At 59.8% G+C, this 26,210-nt stretch carries 23 protein-coding genes; 17 read left to right on the top strand and 6 right to left on the bottom strand.

Annotated features, from left to right (window positions below; translation table 11 throughout):
• The first annotated feature begins 29 nt into the window (after nucleotides 1–29).
• From IPK17_RS29860 to IPK17_RS29815, 10 genes are all read left to right on the top strand, one after another.
• Nucleotides 30–1,169 carry a phosphoenolpyruvate carboxykinase (ATP) gene (locus tag IPK17_RS29860; RefSeq protein ID WP_343421350.1) on the top strand — a complete coding sequence of 380 codons (1,140 nt, stop codon included), beginning with the start codon at nucleotides 30–32 and terminating at the stop codon, nucleotides 1,167–1,169.
• Complete coding sequence (locus IPK17_RS29855; protein ID WP_343421349.1) at nucleotides 1,162–1,773, top strand: hypothetical protein; 612 nt, start codon at nucleotides 1,162–1,164, stop codon at nucleotides 1,771–1,773. The genes IPK17_RS29860 and IPK17_RS29855 overlap by 8 nt, the downstream gene beginning before the upstream one ends.
• Nucleotides 1,770–2,792 (top strand): phosphotransferase, encoded by a 1,023-nt coding sequence (locus IPK17_RS29850; protein WP_343421348.1) that lies wholly within the window; start codon nucleotides 1,770–1,772, stop codon nucleotides 2,790–2,792. Before IPK17_RS29855 ends, IPK17_RS29850 begins: the two co-directional genes overlap by 4 nt.
• 13 nt (nucleotides 2,793–2,805) lie before the next feature.
• Entirely contained in the window at nucleotides 2,806–3,978 is a 1,173-nt protein-coding gene (locus IPK17_RS29845) for a glycosyltransferase (RefSeq protein WP_343421347.1), read from the top strand.
• Between the two features lie 21 nt (nucleotides 3,979–3,999).
• The gene (locus IPK17_RS29840; protein WP_343421346.1) at nucleotides 4,000–4,722 is read left to right on the top strand and encodes a nucleoside/nucleotide kinase family protein; all 723 of its coding nucleotides are present in this window, start codon (nucleotides 4,000–4,002) and stop codon (nucleotides 4,720–4,722) included.
• Nucleotides 4,706–5,950, top strand: coding sequence for a carboxylate--amine ligase (locus tag IPK17_RS29835; RefSeq protein ID WP_343421345.1), 1,245 nt, complete (start codon nucleotides 4,706–4,708; stop codon nucleotides 5,948–5,950). The genes IPK17_RS29840 and IPK17_RS29835 overlap by 17 nt, the downstream gene beginning before the upstream one ends.
• 13 nt (nucleotides 5,951–5,963) lie before the next feature.
• Entirely contained in the window at nucleotides 5,964–6,941 is a 978-nt protein-coding gene (locus IPK17_RS29830) for a polysaccharide deacetylase family protein (protein WP_343421344.1), read from the top strand.
• Nucleotides 6,942–7,020: 79 nt separating this feature from the next.
• On the top strand, nucleotides 7,021–8,121 hold the full coding sequence (locus IPK17_RS29825; RefSeq protein ID WP_343421343.1) for a Gldg family protein: 1,101 nt from the start codon (nucleotides 7,021–7,023) through the stop codon (nucleotides 8,119–8,121).
• Nucleotides 8,122–8,139: 18 nt separating this feature from the next.
• Complete coding sequence (locus tag IPK17_RS29820; protein WP_343421342.1) at nucleotides 8,140–9,819, top strand: DUF4350 domain-containing protein; 1,680 nt, start codon at nucleotides 8,140–8,142, stop codon at nucleotides 9,817–9,819.
• A 38-nt stretch (nucleotides 9,820–9,857) separates the two neighbouring features.
• On the top strand, nucleotides 9,858–10,991 hold the full coding sequence (locus IPK17_RS29815) for a phytase (protein ID WP_343421341.1): 1,134 nt from the start codon (nucleotides 9,858–9,860) through the stop codon (nucleotides 10,989–10,991).
• A gap of 363 nt (nucleotides 10,992–11,354) precedes the next feature.
• Here IPK17_RS29815 and IPK17_RS29810 read toward each other — a convergent pair whose 3' ends face one another.
• Complete coding sequence (locus IPK17_RS29810) at nucleotides 11,355–12,629, bottom strand: hypothetical protein (RefSeq protein ID WP_343421340.1); 1,275 nt, start codon at nucleotides 12,627–12,629, stop codon at nucleotides 11,355–11,357.
• Nucleotides 12,630–12,788: 159 nt separating this feature from the next.
• Between IPK17_RS29810 and IPK17_RS29805 the strand changes: the two genes are divergently transcribed.
• Nucleotides 12,789–13,808, top strand: a complete 1,020-nt coding sequence (locus IPK17_RS29805) for an ATP-binding cassette domain-containing protein (protein WP_502749335.1) — start codon at nucleotides 12,789–12,791, stop codon at nucleotides 13,806–13,808.
• Complete coding sequence (locus tag IPK17_RS29800; protein WP_343421338.1) at nucleotides 13,808–14,662, top strand: ABC transporter permease; 855 nt, start codon at nucleotides 13,808–13,810, stop codon at nucleotides 14,660–14,662. The genes IPK17_RS29805 and IPK17_RS29800 overlap by 1 nt, the downstream gene beginning before the upstream one ends.
• Before the next feature lie 166 nt (nucleotides 14,663–14,828).
• On the opposite strand, the gene IPK17_RS29795 is transcribed toward IPK17_RS29800, so the two are convergent.
• The 5 genes from IPK17_RS29795 to IPK17_RS29775 form a co-directional block, all read right to left on the bottom strand.
• Nucleotides 14,829–15,704 (bottom strand): carbohydrate ABC transporter permease, encoded by an 876-nt coding sequence (locus tag IPK17_RS29795; RefSeq protein ID WP_343421337.1) that lies wholly within the window; start codon nucleotides 15,702–15,704, stop codon nucleotides 14,829–14,831.
• 9 nt (nucleotides 15,705–15,713) lie between these two features.
• Nucleotides 15,714–16,643 carry a carbohydrate ABC transporter permease gene (locus tag IPK17_RS29790; RefSeq protein ID WP_502749425.1) on the bottom strand — a complete coding sequence of 310 codons (930 nt, stop codon included), beginning with the start codon at nucleotides 16,641–16,643 and terminating at the stop codon, nucleotides 15,714–15,716.
• A gap of 91 nt (nucleotides 16,644–16,734) precedes the next feature.
• A complete protein-coding gene (locus IPK17_RS29785) occupies nucleotides 16,735–17,985 on the bottom strand; it encodes an ABC transporter substrate-binding protein (RefSeq protein WP_343421336.1) in 1,251 nt (416 codons plus the stop codon).
• Nucleotides 17,986–18,057: 72 nt separating this feature from the next.
• The gene (locus IPK17_RS29780) at nucleotides 18,058–19,695 is read right to left on the bottom strand and encodes a hypothetical protein (RefSeq protein WP_343421335.1); all 1,638 of its coding nucleotides are present in this window, start codon (nucleotides 19,693–19,695) and stop codon (nucleotides 18,058–18,060) included.
• Between the two features lie 45 nt (nucleotides 19,696–19,740).
• Nucleotides 19,741–20,769: a LacI family DNA-binding transcriptional regulator gene (locus IPK17_RS29775; RefSeq protein ID WP_343421334.1), complete on the bottom strand. Its 1,029-nt coding sequence runs from the start codon at nucleotides 20,767–20,769 to the stop codon at nucleotides 19,741–19,743.
• 554 nt (nucleotides 20,770–21,323) lie between these two features.
• Between IPK17_RS29775 and IPK17_RS29770 the strand changes: the two genes are divergently transcribed.
• The 5 genes from IPK17_RS29770 (at nucleotide 21,324) to IPK17_RS29750 (ending at nucleotide 26,199) form a co-directional block, all read left to right on the top strand.
• A complete protein-coding gene (locus IPK17_RS29770; protein ID WP_343421333.1) occupies nucleotides 21,324–22,574 on the top strand; it encodes an ABC transporter substrate-binding protein in 1,251 nt (416 codons plus the stop codon).
• Nucleotides 22,575–22,648: 74 nt separating this feature from the next.
• On the top strand, nucleotides 22,649–23,560 hold the full coding sequence (locus IPK17_RS29765) for a carbohydrate ABC transporter permease (protein ID WP_343421332.1): 912 nt from the start codon (nucleotides 22,649–22,651) through the stop codon (nucleotides 23,558–23,560).
• The gene (locus tag IPK17_RS29760; protein ID WP_343421331.1) at nucleotides 23,557–24,351 is read left to right on the top strand and encodes a carbohydrate ABC transporter permease; all 795 of its coding nucleotides are present in this window, start codon (nucleotides 23,557–23,559) and stop codon (nucleotides 24,349–24,351) included. Before IPK17_RS29765 ends, IPK17_RS29760 begins: the two co-directional genes overlap by 4 nt.
• Complete coding sequence (locus tag IPK17_RS29755; RefSeq protein WP_343421330.1) at nucleotides 24,345–24,491, top strand: hypothetical protein; 147 nt, start codon at nucleotides 24,345–24,347, stop codon at nucleotides 24,489–24,491. The genes IPK17_RS29760 and IPK17_RS29755 overlap by 7 nt, the downstream gene beginning before the upstream one ends.
• Before the next feature lie 10 nt (nucleotides 24,492–24,501).
• A complete protein-coding gene (locus tag IPK17_RS29750) occupies nucleotides 24,502–26,199 on the top strand; it encodes a glycoside hydrolase family 3 protein (protein WP_343421329.1) in 1,698 nt (565 codons plus the stop codon).
• The last annotated feature ends 11 nt before the right edge of the window (nucleotides 26,200–26,210 follow it).

Genomic DNA, 26,210 nt, shown 5'->3' with positions numbered 1-26,210 from the left:
CTGTGATGATGGCTTTTGAGGAGAGCACGTTGGCGACAACGGATCAAGCACGTACTACGAGTGTCGATTTTGATCTGCATCACCTGATCGGGATTCGTCTGCTCAATCCCACGCCGGGTGATGTGCGCGCAGTGGCGCAGCAACTGGGGATTGAGCAGTCGTCCCTCCAGCGCGAACCGGACATCCTGATCCGGTTTGTGGCGAAGTTTCCGTCTAACTCGGCTCTCAACCGTCTCGGCTTGCATGAAGCGGGTTACTCCCAGGATGCCTTCTTTGTGCTGCAAACCAAGCACAAAGCGCCGACGAAAGTTCACATTGAATTCAACCAGATTGGCCAGCAGGTGGAAATCGTCTGTGAAAGCGGGTTGGCCGCTGTGCCGCTGCTGATCGCTGTGCTGAATATGACCGCCATCACGCGCGGCATTCTACCGCTGCACGCGGCGGCGTTCCGCTACCAGGGGAGCGACTATCTGGTGACCGGATGGTCGAAGGGGGGCAAGACGGAGACCTTGCTCACCTTCACAAGTCAGGGCGCGGAATACATTGGAGATGAATGGATTTACATTGATACCGCCACTGAACGGTTGTATGGCGTGCCGGAACCGATTCGCGTGTGGGATTGGCACTTGCAGCAGCTTCCCACTCTGCGCAGGCGCATCGGTTGGCAGCGCCGCGCTCGACTGAGCGCACTGGGGGTCGCGCAGCGCGTGAGCAAGTTCCTCTTGCGGACGCTCGCGCGGTCATCCGGCGCGAAGCGCGGACTGCGCCAGATGGTGCGCCTGTTCAGTGAGCAGATGTACGTCGATGTGCCGCCGAAAACCTTAAGCGGTACCCCGACCACGCCTCGCGCGGGCACACTGGAGACCATCGTGTTCGTCTCGACGTGGGAGTCGCCGGAAGTGTGCGTGGAGGCGGTCGCGCCAGAAGAAGTCGCGCGCCGCATGGCTGCATCGCTGGCCTACGAACGCTTGCCGTTCATGGCCTACTATCACATGTACCGGTTTGCTTTCCCAGATCGGCGCAATCCCGTCGTTGACAACATCGAGGAACGTGAAACGGAAATGCTCACTCGGCTGTTTGCGGGCAAGCCGTGCTGCATCGTGAATCATCCTTACCCGGTGTCGTTTTCAGAACTTTTTGAAGCGTTGAAACAGTATGACCATGCTTGAATCTACCCAGACGGGACACCACGACGGGACGTCGGTCGAGACGCGGTTTCAGGCCACGGCGCGCCGCGCTGACTGGCGCTTTCTGCTGCCCGATCCCAATCTTAAAGACGTGGAGTACGTGGGTCACCTGCCCGACGATTTGCTCGCGGCGCTGCGGTTGTTGAGCCGGTCGCTCGAGATCGTGGACGCGCCCCGCACCGCGGATGCCCCGCGTCTCGCCAATGTGGTGGTACTCCATTCGCCGACCCGCGCTCAGGTGCGCACGGCGCTGGAGGTGGTCAAAGCAAACGGGGCTGTCTACTGTGAGCTGAAGCGTTCACGGCGCCGCCCGCTGAGCTTCCTGAAGTTGCAGACGGACGCGGTCTATGCTGAGCTGACTCAAGCCGGGTTCACGTCCATCCAGACGCACTGGCACTATCCATCCTTCAGCAACTGCACGCGGCTCGTTCAGCTCGCTGATCCCGCCGCGCTGGGTTACTGGCTCGCCAGTCGCAACCAGACTTGGCTGGCTCAACCAATGTGGCTGCGCTGGCTGACCGGAGCGCGTTTGCTTGAGCGTGTGCTGCCCTGTGTCAGTATTGTCGCCCAGCGAGGCGCACGATGAACACTGTGGTGGCGTTTCTACACGAAAATCAGGCGCGGTTGGGGTTGGAGCGTTACGGCGGGCTGGCGGGTATGCAGTCATTGATCCTGACGCCGAATTTTCGTGCCTCTCGGCATCTCATCTTTCTGTTGTTTCCGGAAGGTCAGCGCACGCCCGTGCTGGTAGCGAAAGTGCCGCGGGCGGCGGATGCTGGTTCCAGTTTGGAGCAGGAAGCGCGGAATCTGCAGGCGGTTCACGCCGCGACACCGGGCGGCATGGATTCGATTCCGCGCCTCGTCGCGTATGAAACGTACTGCGGCTATCCCCTGTTGATCGAGACGGCGATTGTCGGGCCGCTCATGAGCCCGGCGGCAGTGCGAGCCAACCGCGACGTAAACTGTGAATTGCTGTTGGAGTGGCTGGTCACACTGGAGCGCAGCACCGCCAGCACTGCCGACGCAGGGTGGTTCGAACGCCTGATCGAACACCCAATCAGTCAGCTTGCGCAGCTGCTGTCGCTGGATGCTGGCGAACAGCAGGCTTTAGAGCAAACGTATCAGCACACGCAGGCGCTGCGCAGCGCCAACTTTCCGCTGGTGTGCGAACACGGCGATTTGAGCCATCCGAATATCATCCTGCTGTCCGAGACGCGGGTCGGCGTGATCGACTGGGAACTGGCCGATCCACACGGGCTGCCAGCGTGTGATTGGTTCTTCTTTCTCAGCTATGTGGCGTCCGCGCTGGCGCAGGCGCGCACGCCGGACGAGCACCTCAAGGCGTTTGTAAGCGCATTTTTCGGCCAGACGGCGTGGGCGGGCGCGCTAATCCGGCGCTATACCCAGTCGATGGGGCTGGCGGATGATCTGCTGAAGCCATTATACGTCGCCTGCTGGGCGCGCTATACGGCGCACCTCCTCCTGCGACTCAGCGAGCAGCAGGTGGCGGCCGATGCGGACAGCGCTAAGTGGCTGCGCACCAACCGCTACTATCACTACTGGCGCTACACGCTCGAGCATCTGGATCAGTTGAGTTGGACGTAGAAAGGAGCGACGTATGAACATCCTCTACCTGACGGCGAACTTTCCCTACCCACTCACGAGCGGCTATCTTCGCCACTACTTTCTCATCCGGGAATTGGCGCAGCAGCATGAGATCACGCTGTTGTCGCTGGTGGGCGCGACCTTTGACGCCGCCAATATCGAGGCACTCACGCCCTATACCAAGCGCATCATGACCGTGACCTCGCAGACGCGCGGCGGGTCACGGCGGCGCAAAGCCATCAACCGGCTGCGCTCGGTGGTCAGTCAGGACAGCGCGATTGTGCAGATGCGCGGCATTGTTGAGCAGCTTTTACGCTCGGAGCGCTATGACGCGATCATCTTGAGCGGCAAGCAGACCTACTTTGCGGTGCGCGGGCTGCCCCTGCCGCCGCTCGTGGCGGATATGTGTGATGCCACCTCGATGAAGATTCGCGGGCACATGCGCTATGCCAGCCCGGTCAAGCGGCTGCTGCTGTGGTGGGATTGGCAGCAGATGCGCGGCATCGAAACGAAGATCATTCGGAGTGCCCAACATCTGTTGTTTGCTTCGGCGCGGGACTGCGATGTGATGATGGGCGGGTTAGCGCAGCCCGCCGCCGTCATCCCCAATGGCGTCGATCTTGACTACTGGAAACGCTCGACTTCCAGCCGGGACGCCCACACGATCATTTTCACCGGGGCGATGAACTACGCCCCGAACAGCGATGCGGCGCTGTACCTCATGCGTGACATTTTTCCACGCGTGCAGCAGGTGGTGCCGGATGCCAAATTGTTGATCGTCGGCCACAGCCCAACGCCTGAGGTGCTCCAGGCCGGGCAGCGCCCCGGGATTCAAGTCACGGGGTTCGTTGATGATATGCGGCCGTATCTGGAACAGGCGCGGGTGTTTGCCGCGCCGCTGCGCTTTGGCGCTGGCATTCAGAACAAACTGCTGGAAGCCATGGCGCTGGAACTGGCCGTGGTGGCGTCACCGCTTGCTGGGGAGGGGTTGCGCACGCGGAGCGGGGAGTCCCCGCCGCTGACCACCGCCGATTCTGCCGACGAGTTCGCGCGGGCCATTGTGCATGAATTGTGCACGCCAGCGTCCGTCGCGTCGAGCGAGCGTGAGTATGTGCAGCGCCATTTCTCGTGGCCGCGGGGCGCGGCACAGTTAAATGAAATCCTGCTGCAAATTGCAAAGTCGTGATGATTGTGAGGCGAATGTGACATGGTGAGTGTAGCTCTGATCGGACCCGACGGCGCCGGCAAGACGACGGTGAGCAAACAGTTGGAACACGCTTTCCCGATGCCCGTGAAATACGTCTACATGGGCATCAACCCGGACGCCAGCAACCATATGCTGCCCACAACCCGGTTGCTCATCCAAATGAAGCGGATGCTGGGGCGCTCCACGGCGAAAGGTGGCCCGCGCGACCCCAAGGACAGCCAGACCCGGCGGCGGGGCAAAGGCAAGCGTCTGCTGTATGGCCTCAAGACGGGGCTGTCGCTGACAAACCGCATTGCCGAAGAATGGTTTCGTCAGGGCTTGGCGTGGTATTACCAGCAGCGCGGCTATCTGGTGCTGTTTGACCGACATTACTTCTCGGACTACTACAGCTATGACGTGATGACCGCCGACCAACCGCGCGCGCTCTCACGGCGGATTCACGGTTTCATGCTGAACCGCGTGTATCCTAAACCGCACCTCGTCATTTACCTGGATGCGCCCGCCGAAGTCCTCTTTGCGCGTAAGGGCGAAGGGTCGGTGAGCCTGCTGGAAGAACGGCGCAAGGCGTACCTGCAGATGGCGTCCCTGGTGCCCGCGTTCCGCGTGGTCGATGCGACGCAGACGATTGACGAAGTCACGCAGGAAACACAGCGCATCATTCTGCAATACTGCCGGCAAAATGCCCCCGCGACGAAGGGACTGTCTGATGTCAGCCAAGCGTGAACCACGCGGGACGGTGCTGATAACCGACGCCGGACGCGGGAGCGCCATCGCGTTTATCCGTTCGCTGGGGCGCAGCGGTTGGCGCGTCGTCGCCACGGACTCGATTGCCAACAGCATCGGTTTTCGTTCGCGTTACGCCGCGCATCACGCCGTGTATCCGAACCCGGAACACGCTCCCGATGCGTTTGTGGCGTGGATGCTGGACATCGTGCGGGAGCAGCAGGTCGATCTCATCGTACCGATCACGGACACCGCCATCCTGCCGCTGTCCGCCGCGGCAGCCGCGTTTGCTGACATCTGCACCTTGGCGCTGCCAGATCCGGATGCCCTGCGCAAGGTCACCGATAAACAGCAAACGCTGGATCTGGCGGAGTCGCTGGGCATCCCAACGCCCAAGACGCGTCTGGTCACAACGGTTGAGGAAGCGTGTGACACAATCGCGTCGTTCGGCTTTCCGCTCGTGCTCAAACCACGCGCCTCGAAGCTCTATCACGCGAGCGAAGGCATCGAAGCGTACAGCGTCACCTATGCCAACACGCCGGAACAGTTAGTGCACGAGATGCGGCGCTTTGAAGGTCGCTGCGCGGTGCTGATTCAGCAGTACTGCGCGGGCGTCGGCTGCGGTGTCGAAGTTCTGGCGCACCGGGGGAAGCCGCTGTTCGTGTTTCAGCATCAACGTCTGCGCGAAGTCCCGCTGACCGGCGGCGCGAGCTCATTTCGGCAAAGTGTCCCGCTCGATCCCCAACTCTACGACTACACCACCCGCCTGATCCAGGCGCTGAACTGGACGGGGCTGGCGATGGTGGAGTTCAAAGTGGGCGCGCAGCGGACGACGCTCATGGAAATCAACGGGCGGGTGTGGGGATCGCTGCCGCTCGCCGTGCACAGCGGCGTTGATTTTCCGCGCCGCCTCGTCGAACTGCTGTTGGAAGGCAAGCCCGCAGACCAGAGCGCCGCCCGCCCACCGGAGACGAGCTACCAACTCGGCGTGCGCTCCCGTAACTTGCAGCTCGACATGGTGTGGATCGCCGCGGTGCTGTCGGGGCGGCGGCGCTATCCGTTTATCCGCCAGCCCAAGCGGCGGGAAGCGGTCACCGCGCTGCTCGGCATCTTCAACCCGCGCAATCGCTTTGATATCTTGTCGCTGGAGGATCCCATGCCCGGCTTGGCCGAGCTTCCCAGAATCGTCCGCAATATGAGCAGCAAGCGCAAGCGGCTGCACGCCTAGGGGAGAGTCGTCGATGAACCGCATGCTCATGACAGCCACCCGCAGCCCTGCTTTGGCGGCGTTCGTCAGCCTGCTTGAACACATTCGCCCCGCTGTCAGCACGCGCTTTCATGTGCTTACGTATCATCGGGTCGACGAAGTGCACGCGCACCCCGAGCGCAGTCCGGCATTGTTGAGCGCGACGCCCGCTGAGTTTGAGCAGCAGATGCGCTATCTATCGGCGTGCTGCCAAGTTATTTCGAGCGCTGATTTAGTCCAAATCGTGGAAGCCGGGCGGCCACTGCCGCCGCGCACCGTGCTGATCACATTTGATGATGCTTATACCTGTTTTGCCGAACACGCTTTTCCAATTATGCAGCGGTATGGACTGCCGGTGACGCTGTTTGTGCCCACAGCGTTTCCTGATCAACCGGAGCGGATATTCTGGTGGGATCAGTTGTATCATGCTATCTTCACTACGCGTTGCCAATGTGTGCAAACGCCGGTTGGCGAGTTACAGTTAGAGCTGCCGGCGCAGCGCCGCCAAGCATTCAAAATGCTGCGCGAGTACGTGAAGTCGCAGCCACATGAGCGGGCGATGCAGTGGGTCAGCGAGTTGGTGACCGCACTTGATGTTGCGCCGCTGAATCAGGGGGCGGTTCTGAGTTGGGCGCAGCTGCGCGCCCTCGCCAAGGCCGGGGTGACGCTGTGTCCACATACCCGTACGCATCCGTTGCTCAACCGTATTTCTGCGGAGGCCGCGTGCGCGGAGGCAGTTGGTGCGCTGCGGGATCTGGAACTGCAGATCGGTTCTACGCTCCCGGTGATTGCCTATCCGGGCGGTGGAATCAGTGAAGCTGTCACGCAGGTGCTCCGGCAAGAGGGATTTGTGCTGGGCTACACTACCCAGCGCGGCAGTAATGATGTGCGTACGCTGGACAATCTGCAAATCCGTCGCATCAACATCGGGCGTTCGACCTCACTCACGGCGCTGCGCGCACAGTTACTGTGAGCCGGGCACGCGCAGCACTTAGCTGGTTTGAAACATCTTAGTCATTGACATTACAGACGAAAAATTAGGAGATGAGATTGTGTCGAAAATCCGCATCATGTTCAAACTCTTGTGCCTTGCGCTGCTGTTGGGCATCTCGCTAACGGTCGTCCCCGTCGCGCTGCTGCAGGCCGATGAGCCGCCGTTCACTGATTACCAGATTTACTTCTCAGAGAGCAATGCGGAGGCCAGCCCGTTTGACCGTTCCGCCCGCGGCGCGTCGCGGTTCGCCGGGTTTTTGCAGCAGCTCGGCGCGGATATTCGCATTCTGGACTGGCGGCAAGACGTCCCGGCGGACGCCGATCTCGTGGTCATCTTAGGGCCGCAGCGTGATCTGGCGGCGGATCAGATTGCGCGCTTGTGGCACTATCTGATCAATGGGGGCAGCCTACTGCTGGTGCTCGATCCGCTGGAGATCACCACCGATCAGGGCACTCAGATCATCGATGCGACCCGGTCGCTCGGGGCGACGCGCGGCTTGTCCCAATTGCTGTGGGCTGATTTCGGTATTCGTGGTCGCGACGATTTGCTGCTGCTCCATGCGGATGCCCGCGCCGCCGCGGTCGGAGCTGACGCCCCGTTGAATCTCGCCCAGACGCTGAGTTTGGTGAGCGATTTTACGACGACCAATCTGAATCACGACACGCCGATCACCGCCGGGGTCGATTCCTCACTGGCATTCTTCGGCGCCCGGTCGGTCGAGTTCGATGCGACAATTCAACCGTATGAAACCGTGCCGCTGGTGTTCGCTGCCGAAGGCTATTACGGCGAGAGTGGTTATGCCAGTTTTCTGGCCGATGGTCTCGCAGAGTTCGACGAAGCTGCGGATTTTGAGTCTGAGGCACTGGCGCTGGCGGTTGCGTTCCTGAACCCGACTTCAAGCACACGGTTGATCGTGATTGGGGATCGCGACTTTGCCACCAATGGTGGTGGCTTCCAGTCGACGCCCATGACCAGCGCCGATTTCACGTATGTTTCCAACATCCAATTCCTTATCAACTCGGTCGCGTGGCTGCTCGACAGCGAAGCGCCCGTCACCATCCCGGACATCGCCGCGGCGTCCGCCACGCCCGAGTCGACGGAGACGGCACCGGGGAAGCGGCACAGCTCGCTGAGCAGTGGATTCGCTCGTGTTCAGTAGAGGATGTGAACAGTGAACATGGTGAAGCAACGCTTTTTGCTGTTGATACTCGGAATCAGCATACTGTCAACAGCGCTCGTCATTCGAGCACAGGACGACCTGTTCATTGTTTTCATTGAAGGACGAGATCTCGGGGCCGCCGCCACGTCGGATGTTGGCCCCGATGGCACGAGTCTGTTCATGGAAATGCTGGTAGCCCGCGGCGCACAGGTGGCGCGGATCACGCCGGATGAGGCGATCCCGGTCGACGCCGACGCTGCCGTCCTGATTCGTCCCACCCGGCGGCTGCAGGTGCCGCATGTCGCGCGCCTGTGGACGTTTCTCCGCAGCGGCGGGCGGCTGCTGCTCGCGGTCGATCCTGAGAACTACCATTTGGACTCGACCAATGCCCGTCCCGGGTTAGAGCGCAGTCGGTTGTCTGCCTTACTCGCGCAAGACTATGGCCTGCTCATTCAAGAGTCCTTTCTCGCCAAGGACTATTTCTCAACTGAGACGATTCAGAACCTGTACACCAACTATTTGCTGGCGCAGGCTGAACCTAACGGTCACCCTGTGACTGAAACGCTCCAGCACTACAATCTGCCCATCTGGATCTGGGGGGCACGCCATCTACAGGTCGAACCCGTGGGTCTCGGCAGCACCGCCATCCCATTGCTGTACACAGAAAATGCGTTTGGCGAGACCGATAGCACTATCTTTGCCGATGCCCGCGACGCGACCATCATCCCCACACCGCTCGAATTCAACCCGGCCGTCGATTACGCCGGACGGTTGACGATTGCGGCGCTGGGGCACAGCACCAGCAATGCATCCGAAGTTTTGTTTCTGAGCGATTCGGAACTGCTGCAGAACGGGTACGGTCTGATGACCGATGACGGTGTTCCGCGGTATCCGGGGAATTACGTCTTCGCCCAAGGTGTGGCGGAATGGCTGGTGGGTTTTCCCGCCGATGGGGGCCGCACGCTGCCCGAGGATTTCACCTGGCTCGCAGTTGATGGGAACGGGGATGATTGGTCTGATCAAGTCGCCCGCTACCCCGAAGCTGACGCCTCACTGCCGTCTGCGACTTACCGCATTGAGCAGTACCGCATGTTCCGCGATGATCAGTACCTGTACCTGCGCCTCGACATGAACGAGCCGCCGGGGGCGGTCGCGCGGGTGAACTTACGCTTTGACGTGGACAATGACGGACTGAATGATGTGCTGATTGCCGTTAACGCCGACGGATCGGCGCAACGAACCGCGGGCGAAGTTCGCAGTTTTTCGGACGCGCGTTTCGCGGTCGATGAGATCATCGAACTGCGCGTTCCGCTGCGGGTGCTGCCGAATCTGCAGCGCGTGCGCAGCATTTGCGCCGCCTTCACCATCGAAAACTCCACAGAGGAGCAAACGCCGTGTATCCGGGGCGAACTGCTGATTCGCCAAGCGACGACTGTCGCCCTGTTTGATGCCCGTCTGGCTGATGAAATTCTGGTCACCGCTTTCAGCTATGAACGCGCCAACCTGCGGCTTGAGCCCGGGCTGGAATTTCCGCGCATCACAGCGACCAGCAACGGCACGGTGTTTGCCGCCATCGGGCGTGACGCGGCGGGCGAATGGATACAGGTGCAGAACGCGCGCTTTGAAGGCTGGATCGCGCGGTTCCTGCTGGCGCCCAATGGCGACGTCATGCAGCTGCCAATCACTTACACCAATTAGCAGTGAGGTGACCCGATGAACGATTACGAGTTCCAGCGATGAAAACAGCGAGCGCCCTGCGGGGGATGTTCTGGAGTGCTATCGTCAGCGTCGGCCTGTGGGTCGGCGCTGAAGTGCCGCTCATGGGCGATCAGTTCACGCCGCCGCAGCAGTCGATCAGCATTTCCGCCGCCGTCGAAACCGATCCGGTTCCGAACACGGGCGACGCTGCCGACGATCCGGCGATCTGGGTGCATCCGTCTGACCCCGCGTTGAGCATCATTCTGGGTACGGACAAGAAAGGCGGTCTGGCCGTTTACGACCTGTCGGGTCAGGAACTGCAGTACCTTGAGGACGGGCGCATCAATAACGTCGATTTGCGCTATGACTTTCCCCTGGGTGATCGGCGTGAAGCGGTGGTCGCTGTCAGCGAGCGTTCGGATGATCTGCTGGTGTTCTACACGGTCGATGTAGAGACGCGCAGTTTGCTGCATGTGACCAGCCGCCCGATTGAGATCGGGATCGGCGAGGCTTACGGGTTGTGTATGTATCACAGCGTGCGCACCGACGAGTACTATGTCTTTGTCAACGATGAGGACGGGCTGGTCGAGCAGTGGCGCATATTTGATGATGGCACGGGGCAGGTGGATGCGGAATGGGTGCGCAGCTTCGCGGTCGGCTCCCAGACCGAAGGCTGCGTGGTCGACGATGAACGCGGCAGCCTCTACATTGCCGAAGAGGATGTCGGGATCTGGAAATATGCTGCGGAACCGGATGCCAGCGCAACGCGAACGCTGGTCGCGGCGGTGGATGAGGAGCAGTTGGTCGCCGACGTGGAAGGGCTGACAATCTATTATGCCGCGGGCGGGGGTGGCTACCTGATTGCATCGAGTCAGGGCAGCGACAGTTTTGTGGTCTACCAGCGGGACGGTGATAATGCCTATGTCGCCACCTTCGAGATCGCCGCGGGTGAAACTGTCGATAAAGTGACGAACACGGACGGCATCGATGTCGTCAATCTCGCGCTCGGTGAGGCTTTCCCCGGCGGTCTATTCGTAGCGCAGGATAGCGATGGAGCCGAGGATGGTCGGCAGAACTTCAAACTCGTCTCATGGGCGGTGATTGCAGAGGCCGCCGGACTGACTATCGACACAAGCTGGGAGCCGGGGCAGGCCGTAGTCATTGAAGACTAAAGTAGGTTCTCGAAAGAAATCCACGAACGGATGTAGGGGCGCACCTGCGTGTGCGCCCGAAACCGGGCAGACACAGAGGTCTGCCCCTACATTAAAACTTTCGAAAGACCACTTAAGCCAGTGTCCGAAATACGACAAAACAGGACAAGGTAGGCCAATCGCTACGTAGAATAATGTCTTTTTAGGGACAGCGGACGCAATAAATTGCGTCCCTACGAGAAAAGCATGGTTGTGTAGGGACGCGATTTATCGCGTCCGCAAACGCCCAAGACCGACAGGTAACCCGGTTTCACGGCATTCGACGCACTTATCGGCCTGCCTTGGCCTTTGGCTGACAAACGCTCATTGGCTTAGCCGCGACTGTCAATCCACAGGCACGACATTGTAATAATACGCAGTCGTTGTGCGGTCACTGGCGAGAACGACGATGCCCGTTGCGCTGGTGACCGTCTGCTTGGTTGAAGTTACGTTGTTGAGGCGAGTGGCATTCGGGTAACGGAGGATCGGCGTTCCCAGCCCCGCGGCAAAGGCGATTTCGTCAAGGGAAGTCGCCTTGTAGTAGATGCCCCCTCCGGACTCTGGCGCAGTGGCGAACATGTAGAGGCGGCGATGGGCGTTGTCGATGAGGATGATGGCGCGCGTATGACCATCGTGATTGTAACCGAAGACATGCTGTGCCCACGTATTGGGCGCTTGGCGAACGTACAGCATTAACAGCGGATCGTTGCCGCGGGCGGACGTTTTGCCCGCCACATAGACGATGCCGTTTGCGTCGACTGCCAAATGTAAGTGATTATCCGCGGCCCGGAACCCGGCGGTGATGATTTCTTCGGTCCATTGATCGTCAGGCGCACCGTCGACGTGCACGGCAAAATGCATCGAGTCGCGTTCACGGTTGCTCCACGCAACCCCGATCTGCCCGCTAAAGGCGATGATAGCTGAAATGTCATTTAATGCGGTGGTGGAATCGACGGCGGGCAGTGGGTAGGTATCCGTCCACACGTGATCGTCGCCGTTCGTGCGGCGCACCATGACCTGACCGTGAAACACATAAGTGATCCACAACTGCCCGAGCGAGTCCTTCGCCAGGGTGATCGTTTGGGCGCTTCCCGGCGTCACCACCACTGGAAAGCCCGCATCGCGGGTGTATTGCTGGGTGAGTGGATCGTAGCTGTAGCGATAAAAAAAGCCGCGTTCGTCCAGCCGGGTGGTCCGTGGAATGTTGTCCGAAACGTGCGAGATGACGTAGAGTTTTTGAGTGGTTTCATCCCATAGACAATCGGAATGCACGCGGGCACGTTCATCCAACACGGTGCCCGTGTCTTCCCAGGTTTGCTCAGCCTCATTCAAACGGTAAATGTGATGCGACTGATCGGCGGCATTGAGCATGTCTGCCCACCAGACCCCGTCATTCCACCAGAGCGTGCTCTGAGCTTTGCCCTCCGTTGGAGAACTGTATCCAGCGTTCGCAAAACTGTGACTCCGGTACCCGATCACCGGGTCACTGCTCTGCGATTGCACCGCCGGCAGCGCGACCACGCCAAACCAGCCGCTGAGCAGGCTCAAGACTGCCAACAGGATCCACGGTACCTGCGACCGACGAGGTAAGTGCCGGAGGGCTGTCAGCGATTGGTTCAAACCGGTCTCCAAACTTCGTTCCAGAGGTGCGATGAGCTGCACCACCTATCGTATCATCAATCTGTGGTCGGATGATACCTCACTCGCTTCATGCCTGCGGGAGCATCGTCACATTTCCCGCACCAGCCGCATTTAGATTAGGTGTTCTATTAAATTCGTATGGAGACACATGACGTGGAAAGATCTGCTGTCGAGCGCAGCCCCGTGACCAGCACTGATTACGCCATTGAAGTCACCAATTTACGGAAATCCTTTGGGAAGGTGGAAGTCCTCAAAGGATTGAACTTGCAGGTAAAGCGGGGATCACTGCTGGCATTGTTGGGCCCCAACGGCGCTGGCAAGACGACCACCATCCGCATCTTGTCGACCCTCATCCGTCCGGATGCTGGCAGCGTGCGCGTCTTCGGGCACGATGTCGTGCATGCGGCAGATGCGGTGCGCCGCCGTGTCAGCCTGACCGGGCAGTTCGCCTCGGTCGATGACGACCTGACGGGCTTCGAGAATCTGGTGCTGGTCGCGCGGCTCCTGGGCTTCTCCTGGAAGCAGGCGCGCGCGCGTGCCACCGAACTGCTCAACGCCTTCGGGCTGGAAGACGCGACTGATCGGCTGGTGAAACACTATTCCGGTGGCATGCGCCGACGGTTGGATATTGCCGCCAGCATCGTGATCTCGCCGGATATCCTTTTTCTGGACGAACCCACCTCAGGTCTTGACCCGCGCAGCCGCCGCTATGTCTGGGATATTGTCCGCACGCTGCTCAACACGGGCACGACCGTCCTGCTGACGACGCAGTACCTCGAAGAAGCCGATCAACTGGCAGATCGCGTCGTCATCATCGATCACGGGACGGTGATCGCCGATGGTACGATTGGCGAACTTAAAGCATCGGTTGGGGCAGGGGCGCTGCATATCCGTCTGCGAGACCCGCAGCGGCGGCCTGAGGCCGAACAGATCGTCGCGCACAGCCTGAAGACTGCGGTGACGCTCGAAGTCGATCCGTCAGCGCTGTCGGCGCAAGTGACTGATCCCGAACTGGTGGCGCGTACGCTCAGCCATCTCTCCCGCGCTGGCATCATCGTGAATGACTTCTCACTGGGTCAGCCCAGCCTCGATGATGTGTTCCTGGCGCTGACAGGTCAGCCTGCGGAAGACCAAGAGACGATTCAGGAGGTGGCGTAATGGCAACGATTGATTTGCAGCAGGCGGCGATCCGGCCCGTCGATGAATCTGCTTTGCGATCGGCGCTGTCGGTGCAGGCGCGTCCACGCCGACCGCACGCGTTGTCGGCGTCGCTGACGCTGGCGTGGCGGGCTCTGCTCAAACTCCGGCACTCGCCCATGCAGTTGTTTGATGTGACCATGTTCCCCGTGATGATGACGCTCATGTTCACATTCTTGTTTGGTGGGGCTATCGCCGGGTCGGTGGCGGACTACGTGCAATTTCTCATTCCGGGCATCTCGGTGATGACGGTCGCCATGATCAGCATGTATACGGCCATGGGACTCAGCACGGATATTGCCAAAGGCATCTTTGACCGTTTCCGCTCGCTGTCGTTCTGGCGTCCCGCCGTGCTGGTCGGCGCGCTGCTCGGTGACGCGGTGCGCTACACATTGGCGGCGCTGGTCGTCTTCGTCCTGGGTTTCATCCTCGGGTTTCGTCCCGAAGGCGGCGTGATAGGGATGATCGCGGCGTTGGCGATCATGCTCGTTTTCGCGTTTAGCCTCTCGTGGATCTGGACGATGATCGGTTTGCTGATCCGTGCGCCGGAATCGGTCATGATGGTGACATCGATGGCGTCGTTCCCGCTCACCTTCGCCAGCAACATCTTCGTCGATCCGCAGACCATGCCCCAGTGGCTGCAGGTCGTCGTCGGGATCAACCCCGTCACCCATACGACGACCGCCGTGCGCGGTCTCATGCATGGGACAGCCAACCCCAACGACATTGTTGCGGCGTTCATTGCGTGCGCGGCGTTGATCGTCATCTTTGCCCCGCTGACTATGTATTTCTACAACACCAAGAACTCGCGTTAGCGCAGCGTTCCGGCGCACAGGCCGGATCCTAAACACGAGCACTGCCCACGATGAGTGCCTCTTTCTTGACAGAGAGAGGCACAATCAGCGGCGTCGAGTGTGCTGGTCACAGTCCTTGAGAAGACTTTCAATTTCTGGCTGGCCGCGGGTTGGATTTGTCCTGCGCTTACCCCTTCGTCGCGCCACCGGTTAAGCCGACGACATAGTAGCGCTGCAAGAGCAGAAAGATCACAACGCACGGCACAATTGTGACCATCAAACCCGCTTGCAGCGCGCCCCAATCGATCGCGCCGTAATAACCGCTGCGCACGCTCGTGAGCAGAATCGGCAGCGTGAAACTCGTCTCTTTGGTCATGAAGATCAGCGCGGCGAGGAATTCATTCCACGAGTTGAGGAACGCGTAGATGCCCACGGTGATGATTCCCGGACGCACGATATTCAGCATCACGCGGTAGAGCATGGTGAACGGCGTGCAGCCATCCAGCAGCGCCGCTTCTTCGATCTCGCGCGGCACGGTGTCGAACGAGTTGCGCATGATGAACACGCCGAACGGCAGTTGGAAGGTGATGTACACCAACGCCAAACCGAACAACGTATTTTGCAGTTTCAGCCCGGTCAGAATCAGAAACAGCGGGATCAGAATTGACTGAAATGGGATCATCAGCGTCATCAGAATCAGCACGAACATGAGGTTCTTGGCCGGGAAGCGGAAGCGCGAGAAACCATAGCCCGCCAAGGTACTCAGAATTGTCGAGCCGATCACCGTCATGATCGCCGTGCCGACACTGTTGCCGACGTAGTTCCACACTCCACGCCCGTAATCGTTCAGCTTGATGTAATTGCCGAAGTCGATCCGTGACGGCAGGAAGGTCGGTGGCGCGGCGGACGCTTCCGACGGCGGCTTGACCGAGCTGATCGCCGTCCACACGATGGGGAACAGGAACAGAAGCGCCAAAATGATGCAGACCGCGTAAATCACCCCACGCCAGAAGCTGAACTTTGGCCGCTGGGTGGTGGGATTGGGTTGCGCTACCGTAGCCATGCGGCCTCCTTAGTACGATGTTTCATCACGCAGCAGCCGGAGCTGAATGACGCTGAGGATCACCAACACCACGAGCAGCACAATCGACATTGACGCCCCGTAGCCGAGCTTGAAGTTGGTGAAGGAGTTCTTGTAAATCCAGTACACGACCGAAATCGTGGTATTTTGCGGGCCGCCCGCCGTCATGATGAAGAACTGGTCGAAGCCAAGGTACGAACCGATCACCGACAGAATCAGCGCCAGCGCGAAGGTGCGCCGCAGCAGCGGCATGGTGATGAAGCGCAGCCGCCCGAAGTAGCTCGCGCCATCGACGCGCGCCGCCTCATAGAGTTCCAACGGGATGGCCTGCATCCCGGTCAGCAGCAAAATCATGGTGAAGCCAACGGTCTTCCACACCACCGACATGATGATCGCCAGCATCGCGTAATTGGGATCGGCCAACCAGACAATCGGGCGGTCGATCAACCCTAAGCCTAAGAGAATCGCGTCGATGATGCCGACTCGGTCATGCAGCAGCCACACCCACAGCAGACTGCTCGTCCCCAAGCCGATGACGACGGGCAGGAAGTAGATCGTGCGGAAAATCCCTACGCCGTGCAGCGGCAAATTGACCAGCAGCGCCAGCACAAAGGCGAGGATGAAGATCACGGGCGTGACCAGCAGCGTGTAGCGGGTGGTGAACCACAGACTGTTCCAGAACTGGCGATCACCTGCCAGCGTCACATAGTTATCCAGACCGATGAATTCCGATTGACCAAGCAGCGGCCAATCATGCAGTGACATGTACACGGTCATGATCAGTGGGATGATGAAGAACACAACCGTGAAGGCCACCGCGGGCAGCACGAACAACAAGCCGATGCCGCGCTGACCAATTGCCCCGCCGGTAGTCTCCGTGCGGCGCGCTTTTACACTCGACTTTACAACGCTCACTGGGATCTACCTCGCCTTCTGTAGCATGCTGGAACTGCTCCCCAACGACCGCCTGCCGATTGTCGGCAGGCGGTCATATGGCCTAATTCAGAGTATTCTATTCGCTCGCGAGGATATCGGTGAAGCCTTGCTGCGCGGTCGCGACCGCACCGTCAATGTCGCCCTGGAAGATCGCCGTCTGAATCATGGACAGCCACGGGCCATTCGCATCATTGAACAACTGGTTGTACACGAAGCTGTACGGCGTCTTGCCGAGATTCATCGCTTCGGCGTTGGTGATCAGACGCGGGTCCTGCTGCGAATATTCGTTGTCGATCAGGTCGGCGCGCAGAGGCAGTTGACCACGAGCGGCGAACATCTCAAGCTGGATTTCTTCCGAGAGCACCCACTGGATGAATTCGAAGGCTTCCGCCGCGTGCTGCGAGCTCGACGTAATCGCAATCGAGTCCCCGCCCGCGAACGACGACGTGCCGCCATCCTGACCGGGCAGGAACGTCAGGCCGAAGTCAATTTCCGGGTGATCGTTCTTCAGCACGGAGATGGAGAACGCGCCGGAGCCCGCCATACCGATCTTGCCAGTCAGGAACGCATTGAGGAAGTCTGTGCCCGTGTCAGCCTGCGCGCTCGGCGGGATCAGGCCTTCATTCCACATCCGCTGGTAGAATTCCAGCGCCGCGCGCACTTCCGGCGAATCGACCGTCGCGCTCAGGCCGTCTTCCGACAGGACATCGCCACCGCTCGCCCAAATCAACGGCAGATACGTGAAGGCATTGCAGCCCGCGCACGCACCGCTGAAATAGTAGCCGTAGATGTCATCGCCCAACGCGGTGATCGCGACGGCGGCATCGTAAATTTCCTGCCACGTGGTCGGCGGCGCTTCGGGATCGAGGCCGGCCTGTTCGAACAAGCCCTTGTTGTACAGCAGCACAGAGCCTTCCGCGGCGAACGGCACCGCATAGCGACCGCCATCATATTCCCCGAGGTGGATGTGCGACGGGCTTAACTGGTCGGCATAGGGCAGGCTGTCGATAAAGTCGCCGATTTCCGTCAGGTTGCCCGCGCGGGCGAACGCCGGGACGTAGATCAGGTCGATGGGCAGCAGGTCCGGCGCTTCGCCACCCGCCGAGGCCACACCAACGCGCGTCACGAAGTCCGCCGCCGGGATGATCGTCAGTTCGATCTGGTTGGCATGGCTGCCGTTCCACATATCGACCAGCTCACGTAAGAAATCTTGGTTGCTGTCACGCGACCACATGGTGAGCGTGACACCGTCTTGTGCCGCCAGCGGCGCAATGCTGATCGCCAGCAGCGCCAACAGCACGACTACTAAGAGAGATCTGCGTTTCATTATGACTAACTCCTATTGTCAAAACCCATATTCTTCAGTCAACGGCGGTGCAACCCGCCGGCATGACTCACTCTAGATTTCCAGCGCCGCCTTGCATGCAGCGATGACGTCGTCGGCATACTTGCTCAGGCTGTCGTCGACGATGCCGACCGATGGAATGTGCCCGACGGTCACTTTGCCTGCGTGCTTATACGTGAAGCCACGTTCATGCACGCCCGTGCTGACCGCTCCCGGCGCGCCTTCTGCCAGATGCCCGAGCGCCCGCCCGTACTTCGCCAGAAGCTGCGGGAACTTGTAGCTCCGGTCAACGCCCAGCCAGCTCTGATTTACGGGGAGCACCGCCAACAATGCGTCATACCAGCCCTCACCCGCGACCAGCACATCGGGATGACGCTGATGCAGTTCGCCGACCAGTTGGCGGTAACCCTCGTACAGGTTGTGCCGCGGATCGTTGAACCAGCACGCCGACGTATCGAGGAATACGCCGCTCACGCCGTATTTCTGTACGATACCGCTCACTTGCTCCAGCAAATGCTGCCGGAAAACGGGTTCGCCGGGATTGAGAAACACCTGATCATCTTCACCGGAGCGATCCGTATCCCAATCCGGGCAGTTGACCAACGTGAGGTAGCTGCTCGTGCGGCTGCGGAACGCCGACCGTTCGTAGTCGGGGTACACCTGAATATTCGCGCCGTGCATGCCGAACATCGGCATGAGGCGCACGCCAAGACCGTTCGCCGTGTCGACCAGGCGCCGGAAGCCCGCCTCACCACCCAGCGCTGCCCCCGGCTGATAGTGCGGGTAGGCAAAGTAGTAGCGGCCCTCGAAGCCGGGCACATAGGCGAGGATATGCTTGCCGGGCACATGCTGCGCGACCGTCTTGAGCGTCTCCGCCATCTGATCAAACGTGTTGAAGACGTAGCCCGTCCAGTGTTGCCCGTGCAGATTGAGCACCAGCTTGATGTCGCGCATCCACCCCGGCACATCCGACCGCGTTTCCCACGACTGCAAATCATATGCCCCCTCCAAAAACGCGAGGTGCGCTGCGAAATCATCTTCGACCTCGGCGAGGCTGTTGGTCACGCGCAGCCGCAGCTCGCAGGTGCTGATCGTATTGCCCCAACGAATCGCGTCTTCTTCGAAGATCACTTCGACGACGGGTTTGCTGTCGGCATAGGGGGGCAAATGCGTATACAGCCGCTTGGCGCGCACTTCCGCGTCGCGCAGGCTGACGCATACCAGTGGCGAACCATCAATTTCGCCCGCGCACGCCCACGGCGTCAGCCATTCGCGCCACGGATAGTTCCACTTGACCGGAGCGGTCAACGTGGGAACGGCCGTGCGCCCGGCCGTGCTCGTCGGCTGCCACCAGCCCTGTGCAATTGCGGATTCGGGCAAGCCCCACAGCATCAGCTTGACGACCTTGATCGGCTCGGCATGCTGCGCCTGAATGCGCCACACGGTCGCGCCCGCATCCTCGCTGATCTGTACGCTGACGCTGCCGGGAGATCGCTGCTGCTGCCCGGCCCAGCTCAAGCCCGCGGCCTCGAGCCGCCGACCATCGGCGCTGACCGTCACCTGTGCCGAATCGAGCTGATACAGGTTGCTCACTGTGAAGATCTGCACGCCCCAGCGCACGCCCGGCAGACCGGGCACGTCGTACAGCGGGTCGCGCGGGTCAAAACTTAAATCGTAGATTTCCAAGACCATTTACTCCATAAGGTTTAATAGGTAAAGCGCTCACTAACGTCCGCTCTAGGTCATGGCTGCCCCGCAGGATTGCCGCACTACCAACGGACACGTCACCCGATGCAGTTCGGCGCTTTCCGTGCCTTCACTGATCGCCTTGAGCAGCAGATTACCGGCCAACCGCCCCATCTCCACCAGCGGCAGCGCGACCGTCGTCAAAGGTGGCCGTTGATGCGCGGCAAAGTTGCGGTTGTCAAAACCGATCAGGGCGACATCCTGCGGCACGCGAATACGCAGTTCGTGCAGCGCGCTTAACGCGCCGACGGCGATGCTGTCGCTCATACAGAACAGCGCATCCGGCGGATTAGGCAACCTCATGAGCTCGTGTGCCAACTCATAGCCGCTCGTTTCGTACCACTTCCCGACCCGCACCAGCGCATGATCGAAAACCACATCCGCGTTATGCAGCGCTTGCTGCACCCCGGCGAGCCGCTTTTGCGTCGCTTCGTAATGCGTCGGCCCATTGATGACGCCGATCCGCCGCCGTCCTAATGACAGCAGATGCTGCGTTCCGGTCACCGCACCGCCAAAATCGTCAGGTATAACACAGGGGACGGGCAGGTCGTACGTGTACTGGTAGAGGTACACGACCGGGAGATCGCCGAGCGCCAGCGCCGGAGCACCCCGCTGCCGAACGCGATAGCCGCTCAACACAATGATGCCATCCACTTTTTTGTCAAGCAGCACCTCGAGATGGGCGCGCTCGCGCGTCATGTCACCATAGCTGTTGCTGAGAATCACACTGAAGCCTTGCTCGCTCGCGACTTCTTCGACGCCGCGCATCATCGACATGGTAAATACGCCTTCGAGGTCGTCGGTGATCAGACCGAGCGTCGAGGTGCGGCTCATCTTTAAGCTGCGGGCGATGCGATTGGGGCGAAAATTCAGTTTTTGAGCCGCTGCTAATACACGCGCGCGGGTTTCTTCACTCACGTAGGGCGTGTTGTTCATGACCTTAGACACCGTCGCCGGGGAGACTCCGGCCAACTGCGCGACGTCATGGATCGTTACGGCTGCGGAAGAATTGCGTTTCATCACACACTATTCGGAAAACGATTTACTACGAGTTTAGGCAGGTGATTTCGCCTTGTCAAGTCACTTTAGCCAATTTGCCTAAAAATCGTTTTCCGAAAACTAACCAGCGCGTAGAGCGCGAAAACCATGTCCGCACGGGAAAGTGAGGCGACGCGGCGATGATCATGGCTGAGACCGTGCCAAAATCCCGCCGTTCGATCCCATTGCGAGATGGTCTCGCATCCAGACCTCCTATGTCCTCTCACGCCACACGTGAAAATGCCCTTATGACCAACTCGTTCTAAAACAACAGAAATACCGTGTATTCAGCCTTATTGTGTCAATCGCCTGTCGAAATTAGTACCGATTCCGTTTTGCTATACCCAGAAAACAAGGACGCACACGGAGTCTGAAATCACTCATTACATCTCACCAAAATGCCCCTGAACATTTCTGTGTGTCGATCTAATGTAACTTTTCAGAACTTGGCATACAATTGCACCTAGGTCAAAGTCTCTTTTGTGCAACCCTATTTCGCCCTTAGTCGGCAAGCCACCAAAAAGGAGCTATTACGAATGTTACGGATGTTTCTTCGCAAAAAGCAACGTGCTGCGCTTGTAGTAAGTACCCTGCTCATTCTCGTGCTAACCATGCCCACGTTCGCCCAAGGCACAACCATCACCTTTTTGACTCCCCCGTGGGGCGTCCCGCCCGATGAAGCGGCCCTGACCGCCTTCGAAGAAGCGTCGGGGATCACTGTCGAAATTCAGTCGGTGCAAAGCGCGGATCTATTCAGCCGCGTGCAGGTGGCGGCGGCCTCGGGCCAAGCGGCGGCGGATGTGATTTTCCTGACTGAAGAAGCCCCCTCGAACATTGTGGCGACCGGGAACATGCTGGCGCTCAACGATTTGATTGCAGCCACAGCGGATCTCGATCTCACTGATTTCAACAAGGTCGATTTCTGGACGCAGGATGGCCAGACCTACGGCATTCCGACCTACCTGCAGCTCGTGATGATGGACTACAACACCGCGCGCTTGGCGGAAGCGGGCTTTGATGCCGCCCCGACCACCTGGGCAGAGCTCAGCGACATGGCGCAGGCGCTCAAGGAGCAAGGCGTCGACGAATATCCGATCGCACTGGGCGCTATCGACTGGTCGTGGTATCTCATCGCGCTGTCGATGGGCGATCCGATGTTCGATGCGGACCTGAACCCGGTGTTCGCGGATGAGGGTTCTAAGGCGCGCGAAGCGATGAATCTGCTGCTCAGCTACTTCTCAGACGAACTGATCAGCCCGGAAATCCTCGCCGGTTCGATCAACCAGCACAGCCTGTTCTGGAGCGGCGTCGGCACATTCCATCAAGGTTGGCAAGGGTCAGTGGCGGTTGGCAATAACCCGGATACGTCGCAGCAAGCGCCGAACGTCGCTTATCTGCCGCTGCCGGAAGTCGGCAATACGTGGAGCTTCCCCGCGGCCATTGGCATCAGCGCCAATTCTGCCAATGCCGAAGCCGCCTGGGAATTCATTCAGTGGTATGTTGCGCCGGAACAGCAGGAGGCGATTTACAACGCGTTCGGTCTGTACCCGTCGCGGACTTCGGTCGGTGCCGCGCTCAATGAGGCGGGCGTGATCGCCGGGTACGACGCGATTCTCGCACAGAGCGACCGCATCAATGAACTGCCGCGCTACACCCTGTGGTGGGGACCGTTTACGCAGTCGGTCAGCGAGACGATTTTGCAGGCCGCCCAGACCGGGATGAGCGGCGACGAGGTGATCGACGCCCTCGCCGAAAGCTGGAACGATCTGCGGTCTGAATACGAATAAACCAAGAATAGTTACTGCTGGAGGGGTGGCGGCGCTGCCCCTCCAGCCTTGTTTATAGCCGGGATAAATTGCCTATGCGCAGTCGTTGGTTAAGCCCTGACCGCTTTTTTCTGGTCGTAATCCTCGTCCCCTTGCTGCTGCTGGTGGCCGCGCTGATTTACTACCCCGCCGTGAGCACGTTTCAAACCAGCCTGACGAATCAGAACCTGCGCATTAACCGCCCCATAGAACAGATCGGTCTGGAAAACTACAGCCGCCTCCTCGGCGATGACGAATTCTGGGAAGTCCTCGGGCGCAGTTTGCTCGTGGTCGCGCTCATCTTACCGATGGAAACGATCATCGCGTTTGCGGCGGCGCTGCTGCTCAATGAGAAATTTCCGGGACGTGGGTTGGTCCGTTCACTGGCGATTATTCCGTGGATGGTGCCGCCTGTTGTCAATGGCTTTTTGTGGGGCTGGCTGCTCAACGGGGAGTACGGCGCCTTCAATGGTCTGTTGTATCAACTTGGCCTCATTCAGGATTATCAGTACTGGCTGCGTGAACCCTCGACCCAAATCATCTGGGTGGCGATTGTTCATACCTGGACCCGCTTCGCCTTCCCGATGATCGTACTGCTGGCGGGCTTGCAGGGCATTCCCCCAGATCTCTATGATGCCGCCAAAGTCGATGGCGCGGGCGGCTTGCAGCGCATGGTGCGCATCACTATTCCTATGCTGTTGCCCTCGCTGGCCGTCTCGCTCGTCGTCGAATTCATATCGGCGTTTCAGATTTTCGACGTCGTGTGGACGCTGACCGCGGGCGGATCGGCGGGCGGTGCCATCAACCCCTTCACCAAGACCCTGATGATCTATAACTACGAACTGGTCTTCCGCGATCTACGCATCGGTTTAGGGGCAGCCCTGTCTTACCTCATTTTGCTGATGTCCCTTGGTGTCGGCTTCTTCTTTATCCGGCGGCTGTATAATCAGGGCGTGAAATCCCGATGAGCGATCTATCCCTCGTTGGCAAGTCAATGTCCGCGCGCATAAGCGCTTCACCATCCGCGAAACGCCAGCGTGAACTGCTGCGCCTTGCATTTTTGTACCTGTGCAGCGCCGTGCTGTTATTCTGGGCGCTCGCGCCAATATACTGGGTGTTCGTTTCCAGCATTTCGACGCGCACCGAACTCTACGCTCGCCCGTACAAGATCTGGTTCCCCAGCCAGCCGACGTTTGAGCACTATATTGAGCTGTTCACGTCGGGAGCGCAGTTTCGGGATGGCGGTTACTCGCCCACTGCCGGCTTGATCGGTGCGGGCATGCGTAACAGCCTGGTGACAAGCGTGATCTCGGGAGCCATTGTGACCATTTTGGGCACGGGGGCGGGCTATGTCTTCGCCCGTGTTACCTTCCGCCTGAAGGGCTTAGCCTTCTTTTTTATCATGCTGCTCATGCCGCTGCCGATCTGGGTGTCGCTGATCGCGCTGTTCTTCATCATGTCGCAAGCCGGGTTGGTCGACACGCTGACGGGGCAAATCCTGATATTCACCACGCTGCTGCTGCCGCTCGGCATATGGCTCATGTCTACCTTCGTCCGCGATATTCCGTCCGAAATCGAGGATGCGGCGCTGGTCGATGGCGCGAACCGCTGGCAGATGCTGTTTCGCATCATCATGCCGCTGGCCCGGCCCGGCATGGTCGCCGTCTTTCTCGTCAGCCTGCTCTCAGCGTGGAACAATTTTCTGATCCCGCTGATTTTCACGCGTACCCCGCGTCGCAGCCGCTCACCGTCGTGCTGACGCTGTTCATCGGGCAGTATGAAGTCGCCTGGGAGTCGATGGCCGCTGCCGCCGTGATGACGATGCTACCGCCTTTCCTGTTGGCGCTGTTCTTTCAACGCTATCTCGTGCGCGGCTTGACGCTAGGCGCAGTAAAGTGAGAGGTCTACGATGACACTTATTCCGGAAACCCCCGAAGCGCTTACCGCCTTCATCGCCGGTATGACGCTGGAAGAGAAAATCGGGCAGATGTTTCTGCTCGCGTTCTCCGGCGACCGCCTCGACGAAGCGCGTGTTTTGATGGAAGAATATGGCGTCGGCGGGTCGTACATCAGCAATGACAATATCCCGACGCCGGAAGCGGCCGCCGCGATGACGCAGCAGTTACAGGGGTTCGCGGCGCGCACCCGTCTGGGTCTGCCCCTGCTGCTCGGCGTCGACCAGGAAGGCGTGTGGGGCGTAATGATGTCCCGGAGCTGCACCGGACCGGGCAACCTTGCGCTAGGGGCAGCCAATGACGCGGAGACAACCTACGCTATGTACCGCGTGCTCGGGCAGGAACTCGCAGCGGTAGGGCTCAACGTGTTATTCGCCCCCGCCGCGGATTGCAACAGCAACCCGCACAACTCGATCATCGGCATGCGCTCGTTTGGCGAACGTCCGTCGCTGGTGGGCCGCATGACGACCGCCGCCGTGCGCGGTGCGCAAGCGGGCGGCGTGATCGCGACCGTTAAGCACTTCCCCGGTCATGGCGACACGCGGCTGGACAGTCATCGCGGCCTTCCGACCGTGAACCGATCGCTCGTCGAACTCCACGAACTCGATCTGCGTCCCTTCCGTGAAGGCATTGCCGCGGGTGCGGAGATCGTCATGACCGCGCATATCATTTTCCCCGCGCTCGATCCGGATAGTCCGGCCACGCTCTCTGCGCGTATTCTGCAAGATTTGCTACGCGCTGAACTCGGATTTGACGGCGTCATTTTGTCCGACAGCATGAATATGCGCTCGATGAAGCGCAACTATACCCCCGCCGATGCGGCGATCCGTGCCTTCAACGCCGGGGTCGATATGCTCATGCTAGCCGAAGAACACTATGAACATGACGCGGTGAACTATCTGCGGCAGCAGACCGACCTGATTCAGGCGGTGATCACGTCTGTTCGCGAGGGAAGCTTGCCTATCGCCCGCGTTGATGACGCTGTCGCACGCATTTTGCGCCTCAAGCGCAAATTGGTCAGCGCACAGCAGGCAGCGCAGCAGGTGTTGCACCCCGAACTCGTTGGATCAGCGGCAAATGTCGAGGTTGAGCTGGCGGCGGCCCGGCGCGCAGTCGCGTTCTTGCGCGGTGGCGCTCAGTTCCAGCCGCTCCACGCCGACCAGCCGCAAGTGCTGGTCAATGCGACGCACGCCCGCGCCTATGTCGGCTTTGACCAGACGCGTGGCATCGGGCCGAATCAGAGCACCCCGGCGTATGAGTACTTTGCCGCCGCCTTCAAAGAACAGGCACGTCAGGTGACCGAGTACTCCGCCGAACAAGTTCTGAATGGTACGGTGACGATCCCGGACGGCAGTCAGGTGGTTGTCGTCACGGAGAATTATCCACTGCCGGGCATGGATTTCGATCAGTCGACTCAGCCACAGGTGATTGAGCGCTTGATCGCACAAGTGGGCGCGGATCGTGTGATTGTGGTGGGTTTGCGGGATCCCTATGAGCTGGAACGGTTCGCAGCGGTACGCCACTATTTGTGCGCGTTCAGTTTTCGACCGTGCGCGGCGCGGGCGGCGGCCGAAGCCCTGTTCGGTCGGTACGCTTTGGTTGGCTCAAGTCCTGTCAGCGTGCCGGAGACCGAAGTCCACGCGCAAACCTGATGCTGAGAGAC

It is taken from the genome of Candidatus Flexifilum breve, assembly GCF_016713355.1.
Note: the sequence above shows the minus strand (reverse complement) of the source record. Positions and strands in the feature narration are given on the sequence as shown.